21 protein-coding genes are annotated in these 26,005 nt (G+C 74.3%); 12 read left to right on the forward strand and 9 right to left on the reverse strand.

The genetic code is table 11. The features are described from left to right. Positions 1–223 precede the first annotated feature (223 nt). Positions 224–1,405 (forward strand): S1C family serine protease, encoded by a 1,182-nt coding sequence (locus O2W14_RS07185; protein ID WP_269175383.1) that lies wholly within the window; start codon positions 224–226, stop codon positions 1,403–1,405. Positions 1,406–1,475: 70 nt separating this feature from the next. Here the strand turns inward: O2W14_RS07185 and O2W14_RS07190 are convergent, their stop codons facing one another. Together O2W14_RS07190 and O2W14_RS07195 are read right to left on the reverse strand one after the other, a co-directional pair. After that, on the reverse strand, positions 1,476–2,498 hold the full coding sequence (locus O2W14_RS07190) for an aldo/keto reductase (RefSeq protein ID WP_269175384.1): 1,023 nt from the start codon (positions 2,496–2,498) through the stop codon (positions 1,476–1,478). A 62-nt stretch (positions 2,499–2,560) separates the two neighbouring features. Then, positions 2,561–3,592: an LLM class flavin-dependent oxidoreductase gene (locus O2W14_RS07195; RefSeq protein ID WP_269175385.1), complete on the reverse strand. Its 1,032-nt coding sequence runs from the start codon at positions 3,590–3,592 to the stop codon at positions 2,561–2,563. Between the two features lie 139 nt (positions 3,593–3,731). On the opposite strand from O2W14_RS07195, the gene O2W14_RS07200 reads away from it, so the two are divergent. Both O2W14_RS07200 and O2W14_RS07205 read left to right on the forward strand, forming a co-directional pair. Continuing rightward, the gene (locus tag O2W14_RS07200) at positions 3,732–4,034 is read left to right on the forward strand and encodes a DUF427 domain-containing protein (RefSeq protein ID WP_269175386.1); all 303 of its coding nucleotides are present in this window, start codon (positions 3,732–3,734) and stop codon (positions 4,032–4,034) included. Positions 4,035–4,205: 171 nt separating this feature from the next. Continuing rightward, complete coding sequence (locus O2W14_RS07205) at positions 4,206–6,527, forward strand: putative bifunctional diguanylate cyclase/phosphodiesterase (RefSeq protein WP_269175387.1); 2,322 nt, start codon at positions 4,206–4,208, stop codon at positions 6,525–6,527. 35 nt (positions 6,528–6,562) lie between these two features. Here O2W14_RS07205 and O2W14_RS07210 read toward each other — a convergent pair whose 3' ends face one another. Further along, positions 6,563–7,384 (reverse strand): SGNH/GDSL hydrolase family protein, encoded by an 822-nt coding sequence (locus O2W14_RS07210; RefSeq protein ID WP_269175388.1) that lies wholly within the window; start codon positions 7,382–7,384, stop codon positions 6,563–6,565. A gap of 106 nt (positions 7,385–7,490) precedes the next feature. Between O2W14_RS07210 and O2W14_RS07215 the strand changes: the two genes are divergently transcribed. Continuing rightward, positions 7,491–8,276 (forward strand): transglutaminase-like domain-containing protein, encoded by a 786-nt coding sequence (locus tag O2W14_RS07215; protein ID WP_269175389.1) that lies wholly within the window; start codon positions 7,491–7,493, stop codon positions 8,274–8,276. A gap of 69 nt (positions 8,277–8,345) precedes the next feature. Here the strand turns inward: O2W14_RS07215 and O2W14_RS07220 are convergent, their stop codons facing one another. Next, positions 8,346–9,302, reverse strand: coding sequence for an NAD(+)/NADH kinase (locus O2W14_RS07220; RefSeq protein ID WP_269175390.1), 957 nt, complete (start codon positions 9,300–9,302; stop codon positions 8,346–8,348). Positions 9,303–9,332: 30 nt separating this feature from the next. Next, complete coding sequence (locus tag O2W14_RS07225) at positions 9,333–10,754, reverse strand: dihydrolipoyl dehydrogenase family protein (protein ID WP_269175391.1); 1,422 nt, start codon at positions 10,752–10,754, stop codon at positions 9,333–9,335. A 26-nt stretch (positions 10,755–10,780) separates the two neighbouring features. Between O2W14_RS07225 and O2W14_RS07230 the strand changes: the two genes are divergently transcribed. The 3 genes from O2W14_RS07230 to O2W14_RS07240 all read left to right on the forward strand — a co-directional run bounded on the left by O2W14_RS07230 (position 10,781) and on the right by O2W14_RS07240 (position 14,947). Next, positions 10,781–11,290 (forward strand): flavin reductase family protein, encoded by a 510-nt coding sequence (locus O2W14_RS07230; protein ID WP_269175392.1) that lies wholly within the window; start codon positions 10,781–10,783, stop codon positions 11,288–11,290. 62 nt (positions 11,291–11,352) lie between these two features. Next, positions 11,353–12,297 (forward strand): class A beta-lactamase, encoded by a 945-nt coding sequence (gene bla / locus O2W14_RS07235; RefSeq protein WP_269175393.1) that lies wholly within the window; start codon positions 11,353–11,355, stop codon positions 12,295–12,297. A 49-nt stretch (positions 12,298–12,346) separates the two neighbouring features. Then, positions 12,347–14,947, forward strand: a complete 2,601-nt coding sequence (locus O2W14_RS07240) for a bifunctional FO biosynthesis protein CofGH (protein ID WP_269175394.1) — start codon at positions 12,347–12,349, stop codon at positions 14,945–14,947. A gap of 34 nt (positions 14,948–14,981) precedes the next feature. Here O2W14_RS07240 and O2W14_RS07245 read toward each other — a convergent pair whose 3' ends face one another. Further along, positions 14,982–15,971, reverse strand: a complete 990-nt coding sequence (locus O2W14_RS07245) for a class I mannose-6-phosphate isomerase (protein ID WP_269175395.1) — start codon at positions 15,969–15,971, stop codon at positions 14,982–14,984. A gap of 214 nt (positions 15,972–16,185) precedes the next feature. On the opposite strand from O2W14_RS07245, the gene O2W14_RS07250 reads away from it, so the two are divergent. The 4 genes from O2W14_RS07250 to O2W14_RS07265 all read left to right on the forward strand — a co-directional run bounded on the left by O2W14_RS07250 (position 16,186) and on the right by O2W14_RS07265 (position 20,869). Then, positions 16,186–17,133, forward strand: a complete 948-nt coding sequence (locus O2W14_RS07250; protein ID WP_269175396.1) for an ABC transporter substrate-binding protein — start codon at positions 16,186–16,188, stop codon at positions 17,131–17,133. Between the two features lie 61 nt (positions 17,134–17,194). Beyond that, positions 17,195–18,736, forward strand: coding sequence for a sugar ABC transporter ATP-binding protein (locus O2W14_RS07255; RefSeq protein WP_269175397.1), 1,542 nt, complete (start codon positions 17,195–17,197; stop codon positions 18,734–18,736). Further along, positions 18,733–19,734, forward strand: a complete 1,002-nt coding sequence (locus O2W14_RS07260; RefSeq protein ID WP_269175398.1) for an ABC transporter permease subunit — start codon at positions 18,733–18,735, stop codon at positions 19,732–19,734. Before O2W14_RS07255 ends, O2W14_RS07260 begins: the two co-directional genes overlap by 4 nt. Before the next feature lie 148 nt (positions 19,735–19,882). Next, positions 19,883–20,869: a LacI family DNA-binding transcriptional regulator gene (locus O2W14_RS07265; protein WP_269175399.1), complete on the forward strand. Its 987-nt coding sequence runs from the start codon at positions 19,883–19,885 to the stop codon at positions 20,867–20,869. 58 nt (positions 20,870–20,927) lie between these two features. On the opposite strand, the gene O2W14_RS07270 is transcribed toward O2W14_RS07265, so the two are convergent. Together O2W14_RS07270 and yczR are read right to left on the reverse strand one after the other, a co-directional pair. Beyond that, positions 20,928–22,856, reverse strand: a complete 1,929-nt coding sequence (locus O2W14_RS07270) for a coagulation factor 5/8 type domain-containing protein (protein ID WP_269175400.1) — start codon at positions 22,854–22,856, stop codon at positions 20,928–20,930. Positions 22,857–23,003: 147 nt separating this feature from the next. Next, positions 23,004–24,386, reverse strand: a complete 1,383-nt coding sequence (gene yczR / locus O2W14_RS07275) for a MocR-like transcription factor YczR (protein WP_269175401.1) — start codon at positions 24,384–24,386, stop codon at positions 23,004–23,006. A 60-nt stretch (positions 24,387–24,446) separates the two neighbouring features. Between yczR and yczE the strand changes: the two genes are divergently transcribed. Continuing rightward, the gene (gene yczE / locus O2W14_RS07280) at positions 24,447–25,076 is read left to right on the forward strand and encodes a membrane protein YczE (RefSeq protein ID WP_269175402.1); all 630 of its coding nucleotides are present in this window, start codon (positions 24,447–24,449) and stop codon (positions 25,074–25,076) included. Positions 25,077–25,175: 99 nt separating this feature from the next. Here the strand turns inward: yczE and O2W14_RS07285 are convergent, their stop codons facing one another. Further along, a complete protein-coding gene (locus O2W14_RS07285; RefSeq protein ID WP_269175403.1) occupies positions 25,176–25,997 on the reverse strand; it encodes an SRPBCC family protein in 822 nt (273 codons plus the stop codon). Positions 25,998–26,005: the final 8 nt, after the last annotated feature.

A 26,005-nucleotide genomic window follows, 5' to 3' on the forward strand; every position in this document is an offset into this window, starting at 1 on the left:
CGGCGGCCGGCTGGCGCGCGGTCAGCCGGCCTCGGCCGGGTCGGGGTGCGCGGCCAGGAACCGCTCGGCCTGACGGCCGTCCCGCTCCAACGCCCAGGTCAGCGAGGCGAGCAGGCCGACGACCACCCCCATCGGGTGCCGCTCCCAGGCAACTCCCAGGGCGTGCAGGCAACTCCCAACCGGCGCACAGCCCCCGCTGGGTCCCGGGCGGTCCACTCGTCCCATGAACGACGAGACGACCCCGCTGTCCGACGCCCAGCCGGCCCCCACGACCACCACTGCCCCCACCCCGCGGCGGCGACGCGGGACCCGCGCCCTCGCGACCGGTGCGGTCGGGGCGCTGGGCGTCGCCGCCGGCGTGGTCATCGGCGTGCAGACCAGCGGGGGCGCGAGCGCGGCGACCATCACGCCGTCGGCGGCCACCGAGCCGGCGGTCACCTTCGGCCGCGGCCCCGGCAGCTACGGGACGCCCCCCGGCTACGGCAGCTCGACGGCTGTCGCGGCCGGCACGGCGACCGCGGACCAGGTGGTCGGCGTCGTCGACATCGTCACCGAGCTCGCGTACTCCGGTGGTGAGGCAGCGGGCACCGGCATGGTGCTCACCTCCAACGGCGAGGTGCTGACCAACGACCACGTCGTCGAGGGCGCCACCAGCATCACGGTGACCGTGCTGTCGACCGGCGAGCAGTACACCGCGACCGTCGTCGGCACCGTCCCGACCGCGGACGTCGCCGTCCTCCAGCTGGAGGACGCCTCCGGGCTGGACACCGTGCAGGTCGACGCCGACGGCGTCGAGCTGGGCGAGGCGGTGACCGCGGTCGGCAACGCCGGCGGCGACCCCTCCTCGACGAGCGCGGCCGAGGGCACGGTCACCGCACTGGACCAGTCGATCACCGCGACCAGCGAGTCCGGCACGGACGCCGAGCGGCTCACCGGGCTGATCGAGACGAACGCCGACGTCCAGGCCGGCGACTCCGGCGGCCCGCTGTTCGACGCCGACGGCGAGGTGGTCGGGATGGACACGGCGGCCTCCAGCGGCGGTGCCGTCCGGTCCTACGCGATCCCGATCGACACCGCGATGGACCTGGTCGGGCAGATCGAGGACGGCGTGGACGACGCGACGGTGCACCAGGGCCTGCCGGCGTTCCTAGGCGTCTCGGTGGCCGACGGCACCGCGGGCGCGATCATCGCCGGGGTGCTGTCCGACGGCCCGGCCGACCAGGCCGGGATCGGCGCCGGCGACGTCGTCACCGCCCTCGGCGGGACGCCGGTCGACAGCGCCACCGACCTGACCACCGCCCTGGCCGCGCAGGACCCCGGCGACGAGGTCGAGGTCACCTGGACCGACATCACCGGGACGTCGCAGACCGCCACCGTCACCCTGGTCGCCGGCCCCGCCGACTGACCGGCCGGCCAGTGTGCGCTGGTGGTCGCCTCCGGGACCGGGAGGCGACCACCAGCGCACAACGGTGACGTCAGCGGCGGCGCAGCGCGGCGTCGGTGAGCGAGGGCGGCTGGTAGCCGGCGTCGTCGGCGCGGATGTTCGTCCCCGGCGGGACGATCGCGTCGATCGCATCGAGCACCTCCGCCGACAGGACGACGTCGACGGCGGGGAGCTGACTGGTCAGCTGCTCCATCGTGCGCGGGCCGATGATCGCCGAGGTCACGCCCGGGTGGTTGAGGACGAAGGCGATCGCCAGCTCGACCAGCGTCATCCCGTTGTCCTCGGCGAGGGTGGCCAGGGCGTCGGCGGCGTCGAGCTTGCGCTGGTTGACCGGGTCCGACAGGTCGTAGCGGGCGCCCATCCGCCCCGACCGGCTGCTCTCCGGCGCGTCGGCCCCCTTGCGCCACTTCCCGGACAGCCAGCCACCGGCCAGCGGGCTCCACGGCAGCACGCCCATGCCGTACTGCTGGGCGACCGGCAGCACCTCGGTCTCGATGCCGCGCACCAGCAGCGAGTACGGCGGCTGCTCGGTGACGAACCGGCCGCTGTGTCGCTTCTCGGCCGCCCACTGGGCCTGCACCATCTCCGAGGCGGGGAAGGTCGAGGAGCCGAAGTAGCGGATCTTGCCGGCGCGCTGCAGGTCGGTCAGCGCGTCGAGGGTCTCCTCGACGTCGGTGTCCGGCGAGGGCCGGTGGATCTGGTAGAGGTCGATCCAGTCGGTCTGCAGCCGGCGCAGGCTGCTCTCCACCTCCCGGACCAGCCAGCGGCGGCTGTTGCCCTGGTGGTTGGGGTCCTCGCCCATCTTCCCGTGCGCCTTGGTGGCCAACACGACGTCGTCCCGCCGGCCGAGCAGGGCCTTGCCGACGATCTCCTCGGACTCCCCGGCGGAGTAGACGTCGGCGGTGTCGACGAAGTTCAGGCCGGCGTCCAGGGCGGCGTGGACGATCCGGACCGAGTCCTCGTGGTCGGGGTTGCCCCAGGCACCGAACATCATCGCGCCGAGGCAGAGCGGGCTGACCTTGACGCCGGTACGACCGAGCGTGCGCATCTCCATGCCGACCCCCGTAACCGCGACCACCCCCGCCGAACCGTTCTCGGCGGGGGTGGTTGCAGAGATCAACGCTGGTCGGGGTGCACCCAGCCGATCGCGGGCGCGACGTGCTGCGTGATCGTCTCCAGCAGCCGGGCGTTGTACTCGACGCCGAGCATGTTGGGGATGGTCAGCAGCAGGGTGTCGGCCTCGCGCACGGCCATGTCCTTGGACAGCTGCTCGGCCAGCTCGTCGGGCTCACCGGCGTAGCTCTTGCCGAACCGGGACCGCACACCGCCGAGCAGGCCGACCTGGTCGCCGCTGTCGCGGTCGGCACCGAAGTAGGCGCGGTCCTCGTCGGTGGTGATCGGCATGACCGACCGGCTCACCGACACCCGCGGCTGGTGCGCCCAGCCGGCCTCGTCCCAGGCGGCGCGGAACAGCGCGATCTGCTCGGCCTGCAGCTCGTCGAAGGGCACGCCGGTGTCCTCCGACAGCAGGGTCGAGCTCATCAGGTTCATGCCCTGCTGGGCGGTCCAGACCGCGGTGGACCGCGTGCCCGAGCCCCACCAGATGCGCTCGCGGAGCCCCGGCGACTGCGGCTGGACGGCGAGCCGGGTCCCGCCGCGGTGCATCCGCGGGTCGGCGTCGACCAGCGCGGTGCCGCTGATCGCGGACAGGAACAGGCCCGTCTTGGCCCGGGCGAGCTCGGCGTCGTCGCTGCCCTCGCCGGGCACGTAGCCGAACGCCTCGGACCCGCGCAGCGCCGTCTCCGGTGACCCGCGGCTCACGCCGAGCTGCAGCCGCCCGGCGCTGATCAGGTCGGCCGCGGCCGCCTCCTCCGCCATGTACAGCGGGTTCTCGTAGCGCATGTCGATGACACCGGTGCCGATCTCGATGCGCCGGGTGCGCGCGCCGATGGCGGCCAGCAGCGGGAACGGCGAGGAGAGCTGGCGGGCGAAGTGGTGCACCCGCACGTAGGCGCCGTCGACGCCCAGCTCCTCGGCCGCCTCGGCCAGCTCCACGGTCTGCAGCAGCGCGTCCGCGCCGGTGCGCACCTGCGAGCCCTGGACCGGTTGCCAGTGCCCGAAGTTCAGGAAGCCGATCTTCTTGTCCACCGCACTCACCTCTCGTCGTCTGCCCCGTGAGCGTCCACGGGGGCCACGGTGTTCCCGGTGGGATCACATCGGGTGGTCCGTGCGTTGCCCCCGACGTGTCGGGCGGCACACCAGCCGCCCGCTGACCCCAGGAGGACCCATGCGCGCCACCGTGAACGGCACCGTCGTCGCCGAGGCGACCGAGGACGAGCTCGTCAAGATCGAGGGCAACTGGTACTTCCCGCCCTCGGCGCTCACCCCGGGCGCGCTCAGCGAGAGCCCCACGCCCTACACCTGCCCGTGGAAGGGCGCGGCCCAGTACTGGGACGTCGTCACCCCCGACGGCACCACGAAGGACGGCGCCTGGAGCTACCCCGACCTCAAGCCCTCGGCGGTCGAGCGGGTCGGCCGTGACTTCGCCGGCTACGTGGCCTTCTCCCCCGGCGTCACCGTCTCCGCCTGACCCGGCCCGGCAGGCGGCGGCACCCGTCACCGCCTGCCGCCCGGACGCCGGTGGTGCAGGACGGGAACCGCGTGACCCGAGTGGCGTCCTGTCACTGGACGTGACGGCACGAACACGTTGACACGGCCGAGGTTGCGTGGTTAAGGGCTCACGATGGGCGAGGCTGTCGAGGTGACCACCTCCGTTCCCGAGTCGCCTCGGGCCACCGGGCCCGACGGCACCGCCGGGCAGCGGCTGCGTGCGGCCGACGTGCTGCTGGCCGACCGGGGGCAGCTGTTCCGGGCCCTGTTCCTCTCCGCGCCGGTCGCCCAGGCCGTCGTCGACGCCAGCGGCCAGCTGCTGGTCGTCAACCCCGCGCTGTGCGATCTCACCGGCCGCACGACGGGCGAGCTCGTCGGCCGCCACCTGGACCTGCTGACCCACCCCGACGACGTCCCGCTGGCCGACCTCGCCGACGAGCACCTGCCCGGCACGACGCTGCTGGACCCGCAGCTGCAGGTCGTCGGCGAGCGCCGGCTGCAGCGCGCCGACGGCGAGAGCCTGTGGGTGGAGCAGAGCCGCGAGCTCATCCACCGCAGCACCGGCGAGCTGCACTTCGTCGTCCTGTCCCTGGTCGACGTGACCGACCGCCGCCGGGCCGAGGACGACCTGGTGCGCCGCACCTTCATCGACCCGCTGACCGGCCTGCCCAACCGCCGCGCCCTGAGTGAGCGCCTGCAGCACGCGCTGGCCGTCTCCGGGCGCCGGGACACCTCCGTGGGCCTGCTGCACCTGGACATCGACCGGTTCACCGCCGTCAACGACTCCCTGGGCCACGAGGGCGGGGACCAGCTGCTGTGCCAGGTCGCCGACCGGCTGCGCTGGAGCACCCGGGTCGAGGACACCGCCGTGCGCTTCGGCGCCGACGAGTTCCTCGTGCTCGCCGAGGACGTCGAGGACGTCGAGGCGCTGCGCACCCTGGCCGACCGCCTGCTCAGCGTGCTCGACGAGCCCTTCCACGTGGCCGGCCGCGAGGTGAGCCTGTCCGCCAGCGTCGGCATGACGCTGGGGTCGGACATCTCCCCCGAGGCGCTGCTCCGCCAGGCCCACAGCGCGCTCGCCCGGGCCAAGGACAGCGGCGGCCGCGGCCGGGTCGAGCTGCACGACGGCGCGGTCACCGAGGCCTACGTCGACCAGCTGCAGCTGGAGACCGACCTGCGCCACGCGCTGGAGGCCGGCGAGCTGCGGCTGTTCTACCAACCGATCGTCGCGCTCTCCGACGAGCACCTGCTCGGCTACGAGGCGCTCATCCGCTGGCAGCACCCCACCCGCGGGCTGCTGCCGCCGGGCGCGTTCCTGGCCGCCGCCGAGGACAACCGGCTCACCTCCCGGCTGGGCGCCTGGGTGCTGCACCAGGCCTGCTGGGACGCGGCCGGCTGGGACCCGGCGCTGCGGGTGCACGTCAACATCTCCGCCCGGCACCTGGCCGAGCCGGGGTTCGCCGAGCTGGTCGCCGACGCCCTCGCCGAGTCCGGCCTGGCCCCGGAGCGGCTGGAGCTGGAGATCACCGAGTCGACGGCGCTGTTCGCCGCCGACGCCACGCTGCACGCGGTGGACACGGTGACCGAGACCGGCGTGACCCTGGCCCTGGACGACTTCGGCACCGGCTACTCCGCGATCACCGCGCTGCACCGGCTGCCGATCCACACGCTGAAGATCGACCGCTCCTTCGTCGCCGACGTCGTCGGCCAGCCGGCCACCGCGGCGCTGGTGCAGGGGCTGCTGCAGCTCGGCGCGGGCATGGGCCTGCAGGTCATCGCCGAGGGCATCGAGGACGGCGAGCAGGCCAAGTGGCTGCTCGAGCACGGCTGCTCGATGGCCCAGGGCTACGCCTTCGGCCGGCCCGCGCCGCTGCCGGCCCGCGAGCTCGAGGACCTCGACACCCCGCCGGACCTCAGCCTGCCGGGCGGCCCGCCGTCCGGTCCGGCGCCGTCCGGGGGGCTGTCGGCCGGCCCGCTGGCCTTCGACACCCCCTTCGCCCTGCCCGCCGACGTCCTGTCCGACGTCGACGAGCTGGACGACGTGGAGCTCGGTGAGCAGGACCGCGACGAGCGGCCCCGCAGCCGGGACCGGTGGACGCCGAAGCCGGCGCAGGGCACCGCCGCGGTGCCGGAGCTCAACGCCTTCGCCCTGCCCGTGACCGGTGCGTCCCCGGCGCCGGAGCCGCTCGCCGCAGCGGTCCCGGAGGCCGACGAGGTCCCGGCCGTCGACCCCGACTTCGACCCGTCGGTGTTCCGGCCCTCGCGCGCCTTCCTGGAGCTGCGCGAGCTGCTGGCCGCCAACGGCGTCCAGGACCCGTTCGTGCCCGAGCCCCGCGAGGCCGCCGAGATCGGCGACCTGAGCGGCCTGACCCCCGACGCCGGGGACCTGTCGGGGCTGCGTCCCTGGCTGGAGTCCTTCCAGCAGCGCCTCGGCCCGCGCACCGGCGAGCTCCCCGAGGTCGGCCGCAGCTGACGCTCCCCTGACCGGCCGGCGACGACGCCGGCCGGTCAGCCGACGCGCTCTCCGGCCTGCACCGGCCGCAGCTCGGGCTGCTTCGGCGTCCGGCCGTCGCCGGAGGACCGCCCGCGCAGCCGGCGGCCGATCCACGGCACCACGAACCCGCGCACCCAGGCGGCCTCCTGGGCGAGGACCTCGCGGGCCGGCCGCGGCGGCGCCGGGTCCAGCGGCGTCCGCCAGTCGGTGTCGTCGCCGGTGACCGGCACCCCGAGTGCCGCGGCCGCCGCCAGCGCGGTGCGCCGGTGACCCTCGGCGGTGAGGTGGATGCGGTCGCCGGCGTCCCACATCCGCGCGTCCTGCACCCACGCCGCGCCCCACTGGTCGACCACGACGGCGCCCTGCCGGGCGGCGATCGACCACAGGTGGGCGTTGAACACCGCGACCCGGCCGCGGGTGCGCCGGATGATCGGGGTCTGCCGCGGGTCGACCCCGGTCACCAGCAGGACGTCGGCCCCGGCCTCCCGGAACCCCACCACGGCCTGCTCGAGGTCGGCGGCCAGCCGGTCGGGGTCGGCGCCGGGGCGGAGCAGGTCGTTGCCGCCGGCGACCAGGCTGACCAGGTCCGGCCGTGCGGCCAGCGCCGCGGGCACCTGCTCGGCGAGCACCTGGTGCAGCAGCCGGCCGCGGATGGCCAGGTTGGCGTACTCGACGGTGCCCGCGGGGGCCGCGGCCGCGAGGTGCCCGGCCAGCCGGTCGGCCCAGCCGCGGAAGGCGTCCGGCGTCCCCGGGTCGGGGTCGCTGAGCCCCTCGGTGAAGGAGTCCCCCAGCGCGATGTAGCGCTGCCACGTCCGTCGGTCGCTGCCCGGCTGCACGCTGCTACTGCACCACGCCCGGACCGGCGGCACGCAGCGAGGGGTGGGGCCGACCTCAACGTCGCCGTCTCCTGCCCGTCACATGAGACCGCCAGGATCTGCGGTCATGCGCACCGACGTGGCCTGCACCCTCATCGTCTCCTCGCCCGCACCGGCGACCGCCCTGCTGCAGGTCGCCGTGGCCGCGCCGCTGACCGAGCAGCTGACCGTGCTCGGCGACGGACGGCCGGTGCCGGTCGAGGAGGTCGCCGTCCCCGGTGCCCGGGTGCACCGGCTGGAGGTGCCGGCCGGGGAGACGACGATCGTCTACACCGCGCAGGTCGAGTCGGCCGGCAGCCCGCGGGAGGTCACGCCGGCGGAGTGGGCGGAGTTCGTCCGGCCCAGCCGCTACTGCCCGTCGGACCAGCTGGAGGGCTACGCCGGCACCGAGTTCGACCGGTCGCTGCCGCGCGCGGAGCTGATCGCCTCCGTCGCCGCCTGGGTGGCCGGGCGGCTGAGCTACGTCTCCGGCTCCAGCCGCCCGGTGGACACCGCGGTCGACACCCTGCTGCTGGGCCGGGGCGTGTGCCGCGACTACGCGCACCTGACCATCACGATGCTGCGCGCGCTGGAGGTCCCGGCCCGGCTGGTCGCGGTCTACGCCCCGGGGCTGTCGCCGATGGACTTCCACGCCGTGGTCGAGGCCGACGTGGACGGCGTCTGGCAGACCGTCGACGCCACCCGGCTGGCCCCGACGTCGGCGCTGGTGCGCATCTGCTCGGGCCGGGACGCCGCCGACACCGCGTTCCTGTCGCTGTTCGGCGGCCGGTCCGTGCTGGAGCGGATGACCGTCACCGCCACCGTGGACGGCGACCTCCCCGCCCCCGACGACGAGCCCTTCCCGCTGCCGTAGCCGCCGCGTCCTGCCGGAGGTGGACCAGGGCCCCTGGGCCGAGCCGGGCCCACCGTCGACAGCTCCTGGTCAGCGCCCGTCGGCGTCCCGGCTGCGGACGGACGGCGAGCTGGTCGCGGTGCTGCCCGGGGGCGTGACCCCGCCCGGCTGGCGGCGGCGCAGCTCGTCGGGCAGCAGCTCGACCAGCTCCTCGGGCAGCAGCGGGAGGTCCAGCAGCGAGAGCTTGACCCGGCTGCGGTCGGCGGCCAGCCAGTCGTCCAGCCGCACCAGCAGCCCGGCGTCGGTGCGGGTGGAGACGTGCAGCTCGTCGCCGGGGCCCAGCCGGCCGACCACCAGCCCGTCGACCTCGACCGCCGGGCGGCCCGCGTTCTCCGGCAGGGACAGGTGCAGCGGCTCGTGCGGGCCGAGCACCAGGGTGCGGTCGATGCCGTTCAGCGGCGCCGAGGGGGTGACGAGCACGCCCTCGGCACCCGGGGACACGACCGGCCCACCGGCGGCGAAGTTGTAGGCCGTCGACCCCATCGGGGTGGCGATGATCAGGGCGTCGCAGCGGTAGTGCCCGTAGCGACGGCCGGCCACCGACAGGGTCGCGTCGACCATCCCCTCCCCCGGCACCCGGGCCAGGACGACGTCGTTGAACGCCACCGTCTCCCAGCCGGGCCCCTGCACGACCAGGCAGCTGCGCGACTCCAGCGTCGAGCGGCCCTCGGCCATCGCGGTGAGCGCGCCCTCCAGCTCCCGGCCCTCCACCTCGGTGAGGAAGCCGAGCCGGCCGAAGTTGACGCCCAGCACCGGGACCGGGTCGTCGACGACCAGGCGCATCGCGCCCAGCAGCGTGCCGTCACCGCCCAGGGCGATGATGCCGTCGCAGCTGGTCGCCAGCTCCGCCACGCCCACCGGGGTCACCCCCTGCAGGTGCAGCCGGGCGACGTCCCCGTCGCTGGCGACCAGTTCCACCCCGTGCGCCGTCGTCCAGGCGGCCACCTGGTCGACGGCGCCGGCGCAGTCACGGAAGGGGTGCAGCACGAGCCCGATGCGGCTCCCACCGTGCACCCGTCAGCCCCGGTAGGTCTCGAGCAGGCGCAGCCAGATCTCGCTGATCGTCGGGTAGGACGGGACGGCGTGCCACAGCCGCGCGATCGGCACCTCGCCGACCACCGCGATCGTCGCCGAGTGCAGCAGCTCGGCCACGCCTCCGCCGACGAACGTCACCCCGAGCAGCACCTCGCGCTCGGTGTCGACGACGGCGATCGCCGTCCCGGTGTAGCCGTCGGCGTGCACCGCGGCACCGGCCACGCTGCCGATCGGGTACTCCACGACGCGGTGCGGCAGCCCTGCCTTGTCCGCCTCGGCGGCGGTCATGCCGACCGAGGCGACCTGCGGGTCGGTGAACACGACGCTGGGGGTGGCGCGCCGGTCGGCGGTGGCCACGAACGGCGACCAGTCGGACAGGTCGACCTGCTCGCCGTGGGCCCGGGCGACGATCGCCGCGCCGGCCTGGCGGGCCTGGTACTTGCCCATGTGGGTCAGCTGCTGCCGGCCGTTGACGTCGCCCACGCCGTAGAGCCACGGGGTGCCCGGCACCTGCAGCGACTCGTCGACGTCGAGGTACCCCTCCGGCTCCAGGCCGACGGTCTCCAGCCCGATCTCGTCGGTGTTCGCGGCGCGGCCCACGGCGACCAGCACCTCGTCGCCGCGGAACTCCCCGGCGGAGCTGGTGAGCACGACCTCGCCGCCCTCGCGGCGCACCGACTGCACCTCCACGCCCAGGTGGACGTCGACGCCCAGGTCGCGCAGCGAGGCCTCGACCGCCTCGCCGGCGGCGGGCTCCAGGTGCGGCAGCAGCCGCTCGTTGTGCTGGAAGAGCGTCACCGAGGACCCGAGCTGCTGCCAGGCGGTGGACATCTCGCAGCCCACGTAGCCGCCACCGATGACCAGCAGCCGGCCCGGCACCTCCTTGGCGCTGGTGGACTCCCGCGGGGTCCACGGCGTGACCTCGGCCAGCCCGTCGACCGGCGGGACAGCGGCGCGCGAGCCGGTGCACACGGCCACGGCCTCCCGGGCGGTGAGCACCAGCTCGGTGCCGTCGGCCTGGGTCACGACGACCCGCTTCTCGCCGTCGAGGCGGCCCTTGCCGCGCACCAGGGCGATGTTGCTGCTCTCGACCCACTCGACCTGGCTGGAGTCGTCCCAGTCGTGGGTGAAGGAGTCGCGGCGGGCCAGCGTCGCGGCGACGTCCTGCTCGCCGGTCACCGCGGCGGCGGCCCCCGAGACGGCCCGGGCCCCGGCCAGCACCTCGCTGCCGCGCAGCAGCGTCTTGCTGGGCATGCACGCCCAGTAGGAGCACTCCCCACCGACCAGTTCGCTCTCCACGAGGACGGCGGTCAGCCCGCCCTTGACGACGATGTCGGCGACGTTCTCCCCGGTCGAGCCCGCCCCGAGGACGATGACGTCGTAGCTCTGCTCTGCAGTGGTCACGACTGCATTGTGGTCGACTGGTCCCCGTGCCTGTCGATGCTCGGGAGTACGCAGCCGCTCTGCGCCAGTACGCGGCCGGCGTGGTGCTGCTGACCGTGCGCGACGACATCGACGACGTCGGGACGACGGTGACGTCGCTGATGAGCGTCTCGGCCGACCCGCCGCTGGTCGCGATCGGGCTGGCCACCGAGGGCTACCCGGCCGAGGTGCTGCAGGCGGTGGGCTCCTGCGCGGTCAACGTGCTCGGGTCCGCCCACGCGATCCTGGCCAGCCGGTTCTCCTCCGCCGGCCGGCCCAGCGCCCGGCACCTGCTGGAGTCCGTGCCCTGGCACCGCGCGCCGGTGAGCGAGGCGATCGTGCTCGACGGCGCCCTGGCCGCGCTCGACTGCACGGTGGCCTCCGTCGTCGAGGCCGGTGACCACGTCGTCGTCCTGCTGCAGGTCGAGGGCGTGCCGGCGCTCGGCGACGACGACCCGCTGCTGCGGCTGCGCGGCCGCTTCACCGACGGCGCCGGCCAGGCCCTCCGCCGTCCGTGAGCGGGGCCGGGTCGCCCGGCATCGCCGGGGGCGGGTGGGTGCGCACTCGTCGGGGTGTCGGCGTGGCCCGACCTCCCGGGATCTGCGCAACGGCGCTCGCCGCGGCCACGGTGCTCGCGGTCGCGGGCTGCTCAGGGGGCGCGGCGCCGGGGGCGTCCCCCGCCCCGGCCTCCTCCGCGCCGGCCCCGGCCGCTCCGGCGTCGGCGGCCCCGCCGGTCACCGACCCTGCGGTCGGGGTGGCGCTGGCGGCGCTGGAGGAGGAGTCCGGGCGCCGGCTCGGGGTGTACGCCGTCGACACCGGCTCCGGTGCGGTCGTCGAGCACCGCGCCGACGAGCGCTTCCCGTACGCCTCCACCTCCAAGGCGCTGACCGCCGCGGCGGTGCTGGACCGGACGACCGACGCCGAGCTGGACGTGGTGGTCCGCTGGACCGCCGGTGACCTGGTGACGTACTCGCCGGTGACCGAGCTGCACGTCGAGACCGGGCTGCCGCTGCGGGACGTGCTGGCCGCCGCGCTGCAGGTCAGCGACAACACCGCCGGCAACCTGCTCCTCGACGAGCTGGGCGGCACCGCGGGGTTCGAGCAGGTGCTGCGGGGACTCGGGGACGACGTCACCTCTCCCGACCGGTACGAGCCGGAGCTGAACACCGGCGTCCCCGGCGACGAGCGGGACACCAGCACGCCCCGGGCACTCGCCGGCGACCTGCGCGCCGTCGCCGTCGATGAGGCGCTCGACCCGGACGACCGCGCCCTGCTGCTGGGCTGGATGCGCAGCTCGACCACGGGCGGCGCGCTGGTCCGCGCGGGCGTCCCCGACGGGTGGGACGTCGCCGACAAGTCCGGCACCGCGGCGTACGGCACCCGCAACGACCTGGCCGTCGTGCAGCCTCCGGGGCGCGCGCCGATCGTGCTCGCCGTCCTCTCCACCTCCGCCGACGCGGACGCCGACCCCTCCGACGCCGTCGTCGCCCGGGCGGCCGAGGTCGTGGTCACCGCGCTGCGCTGAGCGCCCGGGAACGCGGGCGACACGAGCCGGGGCTAGCGTCGTGCCTGCGATGACTGGTTCCCTCCCCGCCCCGTCCGCGTCCGCCCTCAACCGCGCGCTCGTCCGTGCCGAACGCGGCGTGACGCTCGACGCCACCGAGGCCGAGACCCTGATGCACGCCCGCGGCCTGGCCGAGGGCGAGCCGCTGGACCGGCTGCTGACGACCGCCTCCCGGGTGCGGGACGCCGGCCTCGCCTCCGCCGGCCGCCCCGGGGTGGTGACCTACAGCCGCAAGGTGTTCATCCCGCTCACCACCCTGTGCCGCGACCGCTGCCACTACTGCACGTTCGTCACCACGCCCGGGCAGCTGCGCGCCGAGGGCCGGGCGCCGTTCCTGTCCCCCGACGAGGTGCTCGACATCGCCCGCCAGGGCGCGGCGCTGGGCTGCAAGGAGGCGCTGTTCACCCTCGGCGACCGCCCGGAGGACCGCTGGCCGGTGGCCGCCGAGTGGCTGGAGGCGCACGGCTTCGACTCCACGCTGGGCTACCTGCGGGCGATGGCCATCCGGGTGCTGGAGGAGACCGGGCTGCTGCCGCACCTCAACCCCGGCGTGCTGAGCTGGGAGGAGATCCAGCGGCTCAAGCCGGTCGCGGCGTCGATGGGCATGATGCTGGAGACGACGGCCACGCGGCTGTGGTCGGAGAAGGGCGGCCCGCACTTCGGCAGCCCCGACAAGGAGCCCGCCGTGCGGCTGCGGGTGCTCGAGGACGCCGGCCGCTCCGCGGTCCCGTTCACCACCGGCGTGCTGCTGGGCATCGGCGAGACCTACGCCGAGCGGGTCGACGCGCTGGCCGAGATCCGGGCCTCGGCGCGCCGGCACGGACACGTGCAGGAGGTGATTGTGCAGAACTTCCGGGCCAAGCCGCGCACCGCGATGGCCGGCGCGGACGACCTCGCGCTGCAGGAGTACGTCGCCTCGGTCGCGGTCAGCCGGCTGGTCCTCGGGCCGGCCGCGCGGGTCCAGGCGCCGCCGAACCTGAGCGACTCCACCGAGCTGGGCCTGCTGCTGCGGGCCGGCGTCGACGACTGGGGTGGGGTCTCCCCGCTCACGCCCGACCACGTCAACCCCGAGCGCCCGTGGCCCAACATCGACAAGCTGGCCCAGCTGACCGCCGACGCCGGCTTCACGCTGCGCGAGCGGCTCGCCGCCCAGCCCGGCTACGTGCTGCAGCCCGAGCCGTGGCTGGACCCCCGGGTGCGCCCGCACGTCGACGCCCTGGCCGGCGAGGACGGCCTCGCCGTCGAGGGCCGCAACCCGGTCGGGCTGCCGTGGCAGGAGCCGGACGAGGCGTGGACGGCGTCGGGCCGGGTCGACCTGCACACCGAGATCGACACCCTGGGGCGCACCGGCGACCGGCGCAGCGACTTCGACGCCGTCTACGGCGACTGGGCCGAGCTGCGCTCCCGCACCGAGAGCGCCCGCGACGGGCACTCGACCGCGATCGCGGCCGGCGACCCGGAGGTGCACGCGGCACTCCGGCACGCCGAGACCGACCCCGCCGGGCTGAGCGACGCCGAGTACCTGGCGCTGCTGGGCGCCGACGGCACCGACCTCGACGCCCTCGCGGCGCTGGCCGACGCCGTCCGCCGCGACGTCAACGGCGACGACGTCACCTACGTGGTGAACCGGAACGTCAACTTCACCAACGTCTGCTACACCGGCTGCCGGTTCTGCGCCTTCGCCCAGCGGCGCACCGACGCCGACGCCTTCACCCTGTCGATGCAGCAGGTCGGTGACCGGGTGGAGGAGGCCTGGGCCGGTGGGGCGACCGAGATCTGCATGCAGGGCGGCATCCACCCCGACCTGCCCGGCACCGCCTACCTCGACCTGGCGCGGGAGGTGAAGTCCCGCCGTCCCGACATCCACCTGCACGCGTTCTCCCCGATGGAGGTGGTGAACGGGTCGGCGCGCACCGGCCTGAGCTTCCGCGACTTCCTCACCGCCGCGAAGGAGGCCGGCGTCGACTCCCTGCCCGGGACCGCGGCGGAGATCCTGGACGACGACGTCCGCTGGGTGCTGACCAAGGGCAAGCTGCCCACGGCCACCTGGCTGGAGATCGTCCGGACGGCGCACGAGGTGGGCCTGCCGACGACCTCGACGATGATGTACGGCCACGTCGACACCCCCGCCCACTGGGTCGCGCACCTGCGCACCCTCAGCCGCCTGCAGGACGAGACCGGCGGCTTCCGCGAGTTCGTGCTGCTGCCGTTCGTGCACCACAACTCGCCCATCTACCTGGCCGGCGTCGCCCGGCCCGGACCGACGAACCGGGAGAACCGGGCGGTGCACGCCGTGGCCCGACTGGTGCTGCACGGGCGGATCGACAACATCCAGACCTCGTGGGTGAAGCTCGGGGACACCGGCACCCAGGCGATGCTGGACGGCGGCGCCAACGACCTCGGCGGCACGCTGATGGAGGAGACCATCAGCCGGATGGCGGGCTCGGGCAACGGGTCGCTGAAGACCATCGCCGAACTGGAGGCCATGGCCGCCGCGATCGGCCGCCCGGCCCGCCAGCGCACGACGGAGTACGGCACGCCGAGCGCCGAGCGGATGGCCACCGCCCGCACCGACGCCGGCCGCCGCGCGCTCACCCTCAAGGTCGTCTGACTGCCCTTCCCGAGACAGCCGACCCCACCTGCGCTCAGGGAGCGGGCGGACGACAGACCAGGGCGGTGAGCCCGCTGTCGAGCACTGTCGCACCGGCGGCCGCCGGGACCAGCACCGTGTCGCCCACCTCCACCTGCAGGCTGCCCGCCCCCGAGGACAGCACCCCGGCGCCGTCGGTGACCACGACGACGGCGAAGCCCGCCGCGAGCTCGGTCCGTCCGGCAACGCGGTCGACGCGGAAGAAGCTGTCCGCCGCCGCCGGCAGCACCGGTCCGGTGGCCCCGGCGCGCACCACCAGGGCCTCGACCTGGTCGGCCGTTCGGGGCGCGAGGTCGGTCGCCTGGAGTGCGCGGTCGAAGCCCAGCCCCAGATGCCCGTCGCGCGGCCCGTCGAGTGCGAAGTCACGCCATTCCAGCAGGATCGAGAGGTCCTCCGGCTCCTGCACCTCGACCAGGAACGTGCCGGCCCCGATCGCGTGCGGCATGCCGGCCGGTACGAACACGGCGTCCCCGGGCGCCACTTCGACTCGGTGCATCGCTGCCAGCAGCCCGTCGACGTCCTGGTCGTCGACCAGCCGGCGCAGCCGGTCCGCGGACAGCTCGGCACGCCAGCCCAGGTGCACCTCGCCTCCCCGCAGGAACACCCACGCCTCGGTCTTGCCGTGCGCACACCCCAGGTGCTCGGCGGCGAAGGCGCCGTCGGGATGCAGGTGCACCGGCAGCCGTTGCCCGGCGTCGAGCAGCTTGGTCAGCAGCCGCGTGTCCGCTCCGAAACGGGCCACGTGCGCCTCCCCCAGCCACGCCCGCGGGTCTGCCCCGACCGCGTCGCGCAGCGTGCGCCCGTCGTCGAGCACCGTCAACCCCAGTGCCCCCTCACCGAACAGCGTCGTCGTGGAACCGACCCAGTCCTCGGGCACCCGGCTGCCGTCCCACACCTGCCGGCGGAACTCGGCGATCCGTCCACCTCCGGCGTAGAAGCGGTCGGCCGGTTGGTTGGCCGGCAGGGGCAACGGGGTGACTGCCACGGGTCTCCTCTCGTCACGAGATCGTGATGCACACCATGGTGATCTAGCGCACGTGGGCGATGTTAGCGTTCGCAACGTGGCGACGGCGCCACGGCGCAGGCAGGTTCAACGGCCCGGCGAAGGGCCCAGAAACGGCTCTGATCGGGCAGGAGACCGGCCCGCGGTACAGCCAGCACGGAGGAACACGACGATGTCTTTCTCACGCTCCCGGACGATGTCCAGCGCTCTGCTCCTCGCGGGGGCCCTCGTCATGACGGGCTGCAGCAACGGCGACCAGACCCCGGCCGCCGGTGGCGGCGGCGGTGGCGGTGGTGGTGAGGTGGAGAAGGTCGGCCTGATGCTCCAGGACATCTCCAACCCGTTCTTCGCGTCGATGCAGGCGAGCATGGAGGCGGCGGCCGAGGCCGACGGCTTCGAGCTCAACGTCCAGGACGGGCGTCAGGACCTCGGCACACAGAACGACCAGATCGACGCCTTCATCCAGCAGGGCATGGACCTGATCCTGCTCAACGCGGTCGACAGCGACGGCATCGCCTCCGGCGTGGCCCGCGCCCAGGCGGCCGGCATCCCGGTGGTGGCCGTGGACGTCGACGCCGCCGGTGCCCAGGCCGCCGTCACCACCGACAACGTTAAGGCCGGCGAGCTCGCCTGCCAGGCGCTGGTCGACAAGATGGGCGGCGCGGGCAACATCCTCGTGGTCGAAGGCACCCCCACCACCGCGCCGCAGGACCGGGTCAAGGGCTGTGAGGGCGTGCTCGCCGAGAACCCCGACATCAAGGTGCTCGCGCGCCAGGCCGGCAAGAACGACCGCGACAGCGGCTTGACGCTGACCACCGACATGCTGACCGCCAACAGTGACGTGCAGGGCATCTTCGCCATCAACGACCCGGAGGCGCTCGGCGCGTCCCTGGCCGTGCAGCAGGCCGGCCGCACCGGCGTGGTCATCACCGGTGTCGACGGGTCGCCCGAGGCTGTCAAGGCGCTGCAGGACCCCGCCTCCGACTTCTGGGCCAGCGCAGCGCAGGACCCGGGCGGCATGGCCGTCAAGGCCCTCGAAGTGGGCCGGGAGATCGTCGCGGGCAACGCCCCCACCGAGCGGGTGACGCTGCTGGACCCCACGATCGTCACCAAGGACAGCGTCAGTGACTACAAGGGCTGGTGACGTACCGGGGGCGGCGCGGGGCACGGGCGTGAGCGGGACGCCCGGAGCATCCCTTCTGGAGGTGTCGGGGATCAGCAAGCGCTTCGGCGCCACCCGGGCGCTGTCGGACGTGAGCTTCGACGTCCGGCCCGGTGAGGTGCACGCCCTCATGGGCGAGAACGGCGCTGGCAAGTCGACGCTGATGAAGATCATCTCCGGCAACTACCAGCCGGACACCGGCACGATCGGCATCGGCGGCTCCCCGGTCGTCCTGACGTCGCCCCGCGACGCCATGGCGGCCGGAGTGGCGATCATCCACCAGGAGCTGAACACCATCCCCGAGATGACGGTCGCGGAGAACCTCGCGACCGGGGCCGAGCCGACCCGCTTCGGGGTGCTGCTCGACCGGCGGGCGATGCGGCAGCAGGCCCAGGAGAAGCTCGCCCGGGTCGGCGCCGACATCGACCCCGACCGGCCGATCGGCCGCCTCAGCGTTGGCATGCAGCAGGTGGTGGAGATCGCCCGCGCGGTCGCCGAGGACGCCAAGGTGCTGGTGCTCGACGAGCCGACGGCGTCGTTGTCCAAGAGCGAGTCCGAGCACCTGTTCAGGCTGATCCGCACCATGCGCGAGGCCGGGATGGGGTTGATCTACATCAGCCACCGGATGGAGGAGGTCTGGGAGCTCGCCGACCGGGTCACCGTCTTCCGGGACGGGAAGCTCATCGGGACCCGGGACATGCACGCCCAGGGCGCCGACCAGGTCACTCCCGATGACATCGTGAAGATGATGGTCGGCCGCGAGATCTCCGACCTCTACACCCACGACCGCCGGGGCGGAGGGGACGTGCGCCTGTCGGTGCGTGAGCTGACCGGCCCCGGCGGCATCGGTCCGGTCTCCTTCGACGTCCGGGCCGGTGAGATCGTCGGGATGGTCGGGCTCATCGGGGCCGGCCGCACCGAGGTGGCCCGGCTCGTCTACGGGGCCGACCGGCGCACCGGCGGGGTGGTCGAGCTCGACGGCCGGCCGCTCGAGGCGCGCGGACCGGCGGACGCCATCCGTGCCGGGGTGGGGCTGCTCCCGGAGAGCCGCAAGGACCAGGCGCTCTTCCTGGACATGTCGGTCCGGGACAACGTGAGCGTCTCGACGCTGGGCGACTACACCAGCGGCGGCGTGCTGCGTGGGCGGCGGCTGCTGTCCGCCGTCCGCGGGGTGATGCAGCAGCTGAAGGTGCGGGCCAACGCCGTCGACCTGGAGTCGCGGGCGCTGTCCGGTGGCAACCAGCAGAAGGTCGTGCTCGGCCGGCTGCTGTTGCAGAAGCCCAGGCTGCTCATCCTCGACGAGCCCACCCGCGGGGTCGACATCGGTGCCAAGAGCGAGATCTACACGATCATCGACGAGATCGCCGCGACCGGGACGGCCGTCCTCGTCATCTCCTCCGACCTGCCGGAGGCCCTCGGCATCAGCGACCGCCTCCTGGTGATGCGCGGCGGCCGGATCGTCGCCGAGGTGCCCGCCGCCGAGGCGAGCGAGGAGTCCGTCATGCAGCACGCCACCGGCGTGCACACACCATCCACATCGACCGGGGACCGGGACCGGGCCCACGACGCAGGAGCGAGAAGATGAGCACCACCGTCGACACGGCCGACAGCACCGTCGTCCCGAGCGACAGCACACGCAGGAACGGCTTCGGCTACTGGTGGGACCGCGTCGGCATCCTGCTGGTGCTCGTCCTGCTCGTGCTCTTGATGGCCGTGCTGGCCCCGAACTTCCTGTCGGTCAGCAACGGCGTCAACGTGGCCCGGTCGGTCTCGATCAACGCGATCCTCGCCGCGGGGATGACGCTGGTCATCCTCACCGGCGGGATCGACCTGTCGGTCGGCTCCATCCTGGCGGTCTCGGGCGTGACCGGCGTCCTGCTGTGGACCAACGGCGTACCCACACCACTGGCCCTGATCGGCGGCATCCTGGTCGGAGCCCTGGCCGGGGCGGTCAACGGCGTCTTCGTCGCCCGATTCGCCCTGCCGGCGTTCATCGTGACGCTGGGGTCGATGACCTACCTGCGAGGGTTGTCGTATTCGCTGCTCGACGGACAACCACTGGTGGCGACCGAGCTCGGCTACCGCGGCGTCGGCAACGGCAGCGTCGCCGGGATCCCCCAGCCGGTGGTGCTCATGGTGATCGTCTACGCGGTGCTGTGGTTCGTTCTCGAGCGCACCCGCTTCGGTCGCCACGTGTACGCCGTCGGTGGGAACAGCGAGGGCGCCCGACTGGCGGGCATCAACGTCAAGCGGGTGCTGATGACCGTCTACATGATCGGCGGCGCGACCGCCGGCGTCGCGGGCGTCATCTTCTCCGCCCGCGTCCTGTCGGCCCAGCCCACCGCCGGCAGCGGCTACGAGCTCGACGCCATCGCGGCGGTCGTGCTGGGCGGGACGGCGCTGGCCGGTGGACGGGGACGCATCCTCGGCACGCTGATCGGGGCGGTGATCATCGGCGTCCTGTCCAACGGCCTCGTGCTGATGAACGTGCCGTTCTTCTACCAGTTGATCATCAAGGGCGTCGTCATCATCCTGGCCATCGGGCTGGACAGCCTGAAGCGGCTGGGCCGCACCTCGGGCTGACCACGCTGGGCTCCCGCCCCCCGGCCGTCGGGGGCGGGAGCCCAGCGTCTCCACCCACCCAGCCGGACGACGATCGGTCCGACACGCCCTCTGGTCCGGCAGGATGTCCGGCGCCGGGACCCTGCCCGGCGCGGTGGGAGGAGCCGGCGTGCCACGGGTGACCAGCGCGGACGTCGCGCGGGAGAGCGGGGTGTCCCGCACCACGGTCAGCTACGTCCTCAACGACACGTCCGGCACGGTGATCTCCGAGGAGACCCGGCGGCGGGTGCGCGAGGCCGCCGACCGGCTCGGGTACGCCCCGTCGGCGGCCGCCCGCACGCTGCGCAGCGGGCGCAGCGACCTCGTGCTCTGCGTCGTGCCGGACTGGCCGGTCGGCCCCGTGATGGAGGCGCTGCTGGACCACCTGACCCGCGAGCTCGCCGCCCGCGACCTGTCGGTGCTGGTGCACCACTCGCGCGGGCAGCGGCCGCTGGCGGACCTGTGGCGGGCGGTCACCCCGCGGGCCGTCGTCGGCTTCACCGCCTTCCCCGACGCCGACGAGGTCGGCATGCGCCGGGCGGGCATCCAGGTGGTCGCCACCGTGCTGGACGAGGAGCCCCGCCGGCCCGGGGCCTTCGCCGTCGGGCAGCTGCAGGTGGGGCGGCTGCAGGCCCAGCACCTGGTGGGCGCCGGGCACCGCGTGATCGGCTACGCCTCGACCACCGACCCGCGGCTGGCCGAGTTCGCCGACCCACGGCTGGCCGGGGTGCGCGAGGAGTGCCGACGGCTGGGCCTCCCCGATCCCCGGGTGCACGCCGTCGAGCTGACCGCGGAGTCCGGACGGGCGGCGGTGCGCGCCCTGCGGGCCGGGCTCGAGCCGGCCAGCGCGATCGCCGCCTACAACGACGAGGTCGCCCTCGCCGTCCTCGCCGGGGCGCGCGCGGAGGGCCTGCGGGTCCCGGACGACGTCGCCGTCATCGGGGTGGACGACGTCACGGCCGCCCGGCTCGCGGCTCCCCCGCTGACGACGGTGTCCCAGTCGGCGGCGGTGCAGGCCCGCTTCCTCTCGGACTCGGTGACCGCGGCGCTGGACGGCCGGCCCCCGCCGGCCCACCCCGACGACGTCCTGCGGCTGGTGGTGCGGGAGTCGGCCTGAGACGTGCCGGTGGGCCGGGGCGCCCGGGCGCGCCGCCCCACCGGGTCCTGCCCATGGGTCAGCGTGCGGGGTAGTCCACGACGTACTGCGGCCTTCCCTGGGTGGTGCCGTCGGAGCGGCCGCCCACGTCGTTGACCACGTGCTCGATGACGCCGAGCCCGTCGAGGTGCACGGTCATCACGTGGTGCAGCTGGACGCCCGGGGTGTTCGGCACCTCGAAGCCCATCTGCGTGGTGATGCCGGGGCCGGCGTTGCGCTGGTAGCCGTACACGCCACCGCCGTCCAGCCGGTGGGTCGTGACCTGCTCCCCGACCTTGTAGCCGGCCCAGCCGAGCGTGCCGTTCGGCTCCTGCCAGTCGGCCTGCGACGGCGGGTCGTACGGGATCTCGTTCTGGTACAGCACGACCCGGCCGCGCTCGCCGTTCCAGACGGTGTTGTGCTCCTGGAAGTGCTCGACGAACAGGCCGGTCGCGGTGACGTCCGCGCCGTTGACGACCACACCGGTGCGGCCGATGTTGGTGCGCCACCGGTCGGTGTCGCCGTTCACGCCGGCGGTGAAGCCCTCCACCCCGTGGTCGGCGCGCCACACCCAGGTGTGGTCGACGAGCACGTGGTCGCTGTTGACCACCAGCGCCGTGTCGGCCTTGCCCACGTGCGGGCCGCCGACGCGGAAGAAGACGTCGGACAGCGTCGTCGGGTTGGTGGCACCGCTCTTCTTCGGGCTGCTGTTGCCGTTCTTCTTGCCGACCTCCAGCAGCACCGGCGACTCCTTCGTGCCGGCGTCGATGGTGACGCCGGCGACGACCACACCGGGGACGTCGGCCACGGTCATCGGCACGGCGCCGTCCACCGCGGTCAGCGTGGCCAGACCCAGCCCGAGGACGACGGTGTCGGCACGCTTGACGGCGATGCTCGAGGCGACGTCGTAGACGCCGGGGGTGAGCAGCAGGTGCTTGCCGCGGGCCAGCTGGTTGTTGATCTCCTGCACGCTGGTCGTCGGCTTCGCGATGAAGAAGTCGGTCAGCGGGACGGTGCGGCCGGGGGTCAGGCCCTCGTCCCAGGTGACGCCCCGGCTGTTCGTCTGGGCCGAGGGGACGCGGACCTGCCAGGCGCCCTTCGCGTCGACGAACAGGTACGGCTTCTCCCGGCTGACCGGCGTGTTCTCCACGGTGGTGTACGGCGGGTCCGGGAAGCCGGCCTCGCTGGGCGCGCCCTCGACACCGGAGAAGACCTGGTTCCACACGCCGTTGGACCAGCTGCCGATCGTGCTGTTGCGGGTCAGCCACTGCTGCTGCGACCCGTTGACGACGTCGCCGGCGAGCGTGTCGGCGATGAAGCCGCCACTGGCGAACTGCGGCCCGTCGGTGCAGTAGTCCATCAGCGACAGGGTGCCGCCGCTGACCTCGACACGGCGCATGGGCGAGGCCTGGGAGACGGCGAAGAAGTTGGCCGTCGACCGGCAGCCGTCCTGGCCGGTGGCGTTGACGTTCAGGTGGAAGTTGGAGACCGACCGCCAGAAGTTGTCCAGCGCGATGCAGTTGGGCGTGCCGTCGGCGTTAGGGCGGCAGCGGTTGTAGACCTCGACCTTGCCGTTGATCGTGACGTCTCGTGGGGAGGCACCCAGACCCGCGATCTCGGTGTAGTAGCCGACCTTGAGCTGCAGCGGCTCGGTGGCGGTGCCGTAGGTGCCGGGCTTGAACAGCAGCGCGTACCGCTGCGTGCCCATCTCGTTGGCCACCTGCTGGGCGTAGATCGCGTCGGCCTGCGCCTGGATCTGCGCGACCGGCGTGCTCGGGTCGAAGACGGTGACGTTGACGCCCAGGTCGGGCGAGGTCGCGTCGACCTGCTGCGTCGGGGCGGCCGTCGCGGCGCCCATCGTCGCCGGGGCGACGGACAGGGCGAGGGTGAGGGCCAGCAGGCCCGGGAGGCGACGGAGACCGCGGCGCCGGGGCACCGTCGACTCCGCGGGGATGGCTGGGGCGTCCATGCGCGTCCTCTTCGTTGAGTTCGGCAGTCAGGTGACTCGTGTCACCCTTGTCATTCTGAGGACGCGCACAGCCTTGTCAAGACGCGCCGGTCGACCCACCCGGCCACCCGGCGTGCCGCGCCCGCCGGTCCCGGCGGTGCACCGGGTTCAGGCGGTCCAGCGGGGCGCCGTCCGGCCGGACACCGCGCCGGCGGCCGTCCGCGCCCAGGCCTCCCGCAGCACCGCGACCAGCGCGCCGACGGCCTCTGGGGGCACCGACAGCGGGAGCCGCAGCCAGCGGTCGGCGGTGCCGTCGACGGTGAACCGTGGCCCGGGGGTGATCCGCAGCCCCAGGTCGAGGGCGTGCCCGGCCAGCCGGGTGGAGCTGCCCGCGGGCAGCTGGACCCAGAGCATCGCGCCCGCCCGCGGCCGGGTGACGCGCCAGTCGGGCAGCTGGTCGGCGAGCGCGGCCAGCAGTGCGTCGCGCGAGGCGGTCAGCCAGGCGACGCGGTCGGCCACCACCTCGTCGGCGACGGCGAGCAGCCGCACCGCGACCAGCTGCTCGAGCACCGGGCTGCTCAGGTCGACGGTCCCGCGGGCCTGGGCGAGCCGGGCCAGCAGCGGTGGGTCGGCGCGCACCCAGCCCACCCGCAGGCCCGACCAGAACGCCTTGCTCATCGAGCCGAGGGTGACCACCCGGCGGTCCAGCACCGCCAGCGGCGTCGCCGGCTCCCCGTCGAGCACGAGGTCGGTGAACGTCTCGTCGGCGGCGACGACCGGGGCGTCCACCGCCGCGAGCAGCGCGCGCCGCTGCCGGTCGTCGGCGAGCAGCCCGGTGGGGTTCTGCCCGTCGGGGGTCAGCAGGGCGACGTCGGCGGCGCCGGCCGGCAGCTCCCAGCCCTCTGCGGTGACCGGCAGCGGCACCGCGCGCAGGTGCGCCGCCGCGACGGCGTCCAGCGCGGCCGGGTACGTGGGCTGCTCGACCAGCACCCGCCGACCCGGCGTGGTCACGGTGCGCAGCAGCAGGTCCCAGCCGGCCAGCGCGCCGTTGGTCACCATGACCTGCTCGGCCACGGTGGGCAGCCCCCGCCGGGTCAGGTGCCCGGCGACCGCGCTGCGCAGCGCCGGCAGGCCGTAGGGGTGCAGCCCGTGCCCGGACAGCAGCGGCCGCAGGTCCGCGGCCGCCTGCGCGACCGCGTCCACGAGCTGGGCCGGCGCCGGCGTCGCGGCCACGGTCAGGTCCCGGACGACGGCCGGCTCCCCCGGGTCGGCGTCCGGGCGCACCGGGGCGGACGCCGGCAGGGTGACCCGGCTGCCCGCCCCACCGGCGCTCACCAGGTAGCCCTCGGCCCGCAGCACGTCGTAGGCCGCGGTGACCGTCGTCCGGCTCAGCCGCAGCGCGGCGGCCAGGCTGCGCTCGCTGGGCACCCGGCTGCCCAGCGCGAGCCGGCCGTCCAGCGCCAGCCCGCGGATGCCGGCGGCCACCGCCCCGTAGGCCGGTCCCTCGCCCAGCCACGGGTCCAGCAGCTCGGCCAGCCGATCGGTGCCCACCCGGCCATGATGGCGAACTTGGCCCTTCTCGGACAAGGCCAAGCCGGTGAGGGTGAGGGCGTGCACCTCCTCGCGCCGATGCCGCCGGACCGCCGGCCCACCCGCCTGCTGCTCCTGCTGTCCGGGCTGGTCCTCTACGGCGCCAGCTCCGGGCTGATGCTCGAGGCCGGGCTCGGGCAGATGCCGTGGGCGGTGCTGCACCAGGGCCTGTCCCGCACCCTCGGTGGGTCGATCGGCACCTGGACCATCGCCGTCGGCGTGCTCGTGCTGCTCGCCTGGGTGCCGCTGCGACAGCGCCCGGGCGTCGGCACGCTGGCCAACGTGGTGGTGCTCGGCCTGGCACTGGACGCCACCCTGGCCGTGGTGCCGACGCCGACCGGCCTGTCCGTGCGCGTCCCGCTGCTGCTGGCGGGCATCGTGCTCAACGGCGTGGCCACCGGTGCCTACATCGGGGCCGGACTGGGTGCCGGGCCGCGCGACGGGCTGAGCACCGGACTGGCGGCACGCGGGCTCTCGCTGCGGGTGGTGCGCACCTCGATCGAGCTGGGCGTGCTCGGCCTCGGCTGGGTCCTCGGCGGCAACGTGGGCGTCGGCACCGTGCTCTACGCGGCCACGATCGGCGTGCTCACCCACGCGACCGTCCCCGCGCTGCGGCTGCGTGACCGGGTGCCGACCGGCGCTGCCTCCTGACCCGGCCACCCCGGCAGGCCACCACGATGCGGCCGACCGACCGGCGGCGCGCAGCGGCCGGTGGGGGCGACTGGACCGCGCCCCCACCGACCGGCGGGGTCAGCGGCTGCCGCCGCCCACCATCGGGTCGTCCCCGGTGCTGCGCACCGTCGACTCGACACCCTCGGTCGACGTCGGGGTCGTGTAGCCCTCCGCGGGCGACTCCTCGAGCAGCACGTCGTCACGGACCTGGTCCACGGGCGGCTGCTCGACGACGGTCACCTCCTGCACCGGGGCCACCGGCTGCGACGGGGCGACCTGCTCCGACTGCTCGGTGTCCGAACCGCTCCTGGCCGCCGCCACGGCCGCGCCTGCCGCCGCGACGGCCGCCACACCGGCGATCACACCCGTGGCCGACACCCCGGCCTTGCCACTGTCCCCGCGCGACAGGCTGGCGTCCTCGACACCGGGCGTGCCCACGCCGACGCCGTGCTCGACGGAACCGCGCCACGCACCGCTCTCGTAGCCCTGGTCCTCGATGAGCGCCTTGAACCTGGCGAGGTCGGACCTCGCCTGCCGTCCCACGATGCCGAGCTTGTCACCGGCCTGCTCGACGAGGCCCTCGGGCTCGTACTCCAGGGTCAGGTGGACCATCGTGGAGGTCGGGCCGACGGGGGTGAACCGGACGGCGCCGGCGTTGGTCGCACCGCTCGTCGCGGCCCAGGCGATCTTCTCGTCGGGCACCTGCTCGAGGATCGCGGCCTCCCACTCGCGACGCACGCCGGCGATCTCGGCCACCCAGTGCAGCCGCTGGTCCCCGTGCTGGTGGACCTCCTTGATGCCTCCCATGAAGTGCGGGAAGTCCTCGAACTGGGTCCACTGGTTGTAGGCGGTCGTCACCGGGACGTCCACCTGGACGGACTCCTCGACCTTGGTGGTCATCGTGGTTC

The sequence above is a fragment of the Modestobacter sp. VKM Ac-2986 genome, from assembly GCF_026967795.1.
GTDB lineage: Bacteria > Actinomycetota > Actinomycetes > Mycobacteriales > Geodermatophilaceae > Modestobacter.

What these genes read in the sequence shown, in the direction of transcription:
- O2W14_RS07250 (WP_269175396.1), top strand. Translation starts at nt 16,186, where the DNA reads ATGTCCAGCGCTCTGCTCCTCGCGGGGGCCCTCGTCATGACGGGCTGC.
- O2W14_RS07260 (WP_269175398.1), top strand. Translation starts at nt 18,733, where the DNA reads ATGAGCACCACCGTCGACACGGCCGACAGCACCGTCGTCCCGAGCGAC.
- O2W14_RS07190 (WP_269175384.1), bottom strand. Translation starts at nt 2,498, where the DNA reads ATGGAGATGCGCACGCTCGGTCGTACCGGCGTCAAGGTCAGCCCGCTC.
- O2W14_RS07270 (WP_269175400.1), bottom strand. Translation starts at nt 22,856, where the DNA reads ATGGACGCCCCAGCCATCCCCGCGGAGTCGACGGTGCCCCGGCGCCGC.
- O2W14_RS07240 (WP_269175394.1), top strand. Translation starts at nt 12,347, where the DNA reads ATGACTGGTTCCCTCCCCGCCCCGTCCGCGTCCGCCCTCAACCGCGCG.
- O2W14_RS07200 (WP_269175386.1), top strand. Translation starts at nt 3,732, where the DNA reads ATGCGCGCCACCGTGAACGGCACCGTCGTCGCCGAGGCGACCGAGGAC.
- O2W14_RS07285 (WP_269175403.1), bottom strand. Translation starts at nt 25,997, where the DNA reads ATGACCACCAAGGTCGAGGAGTCCGTCCAGGTGGACGTCCCGGTGACG.
- O2W14_RS07215 (WP_269175389.1), top strand. Translation starts at nt 7,491, where the DNA reads ATGCGCACCGACGTGGCCTGCACCCTCATCGTCTCCTCGCCCGCACCG.
- O2W14_RS07185 (WP_269175383.1), top strand. Translation starts at nt 224, where the DNA reads ATGAACGACGAGACGACCCCGCTGTCCGACGCCCAGCCGGCCCCCACG.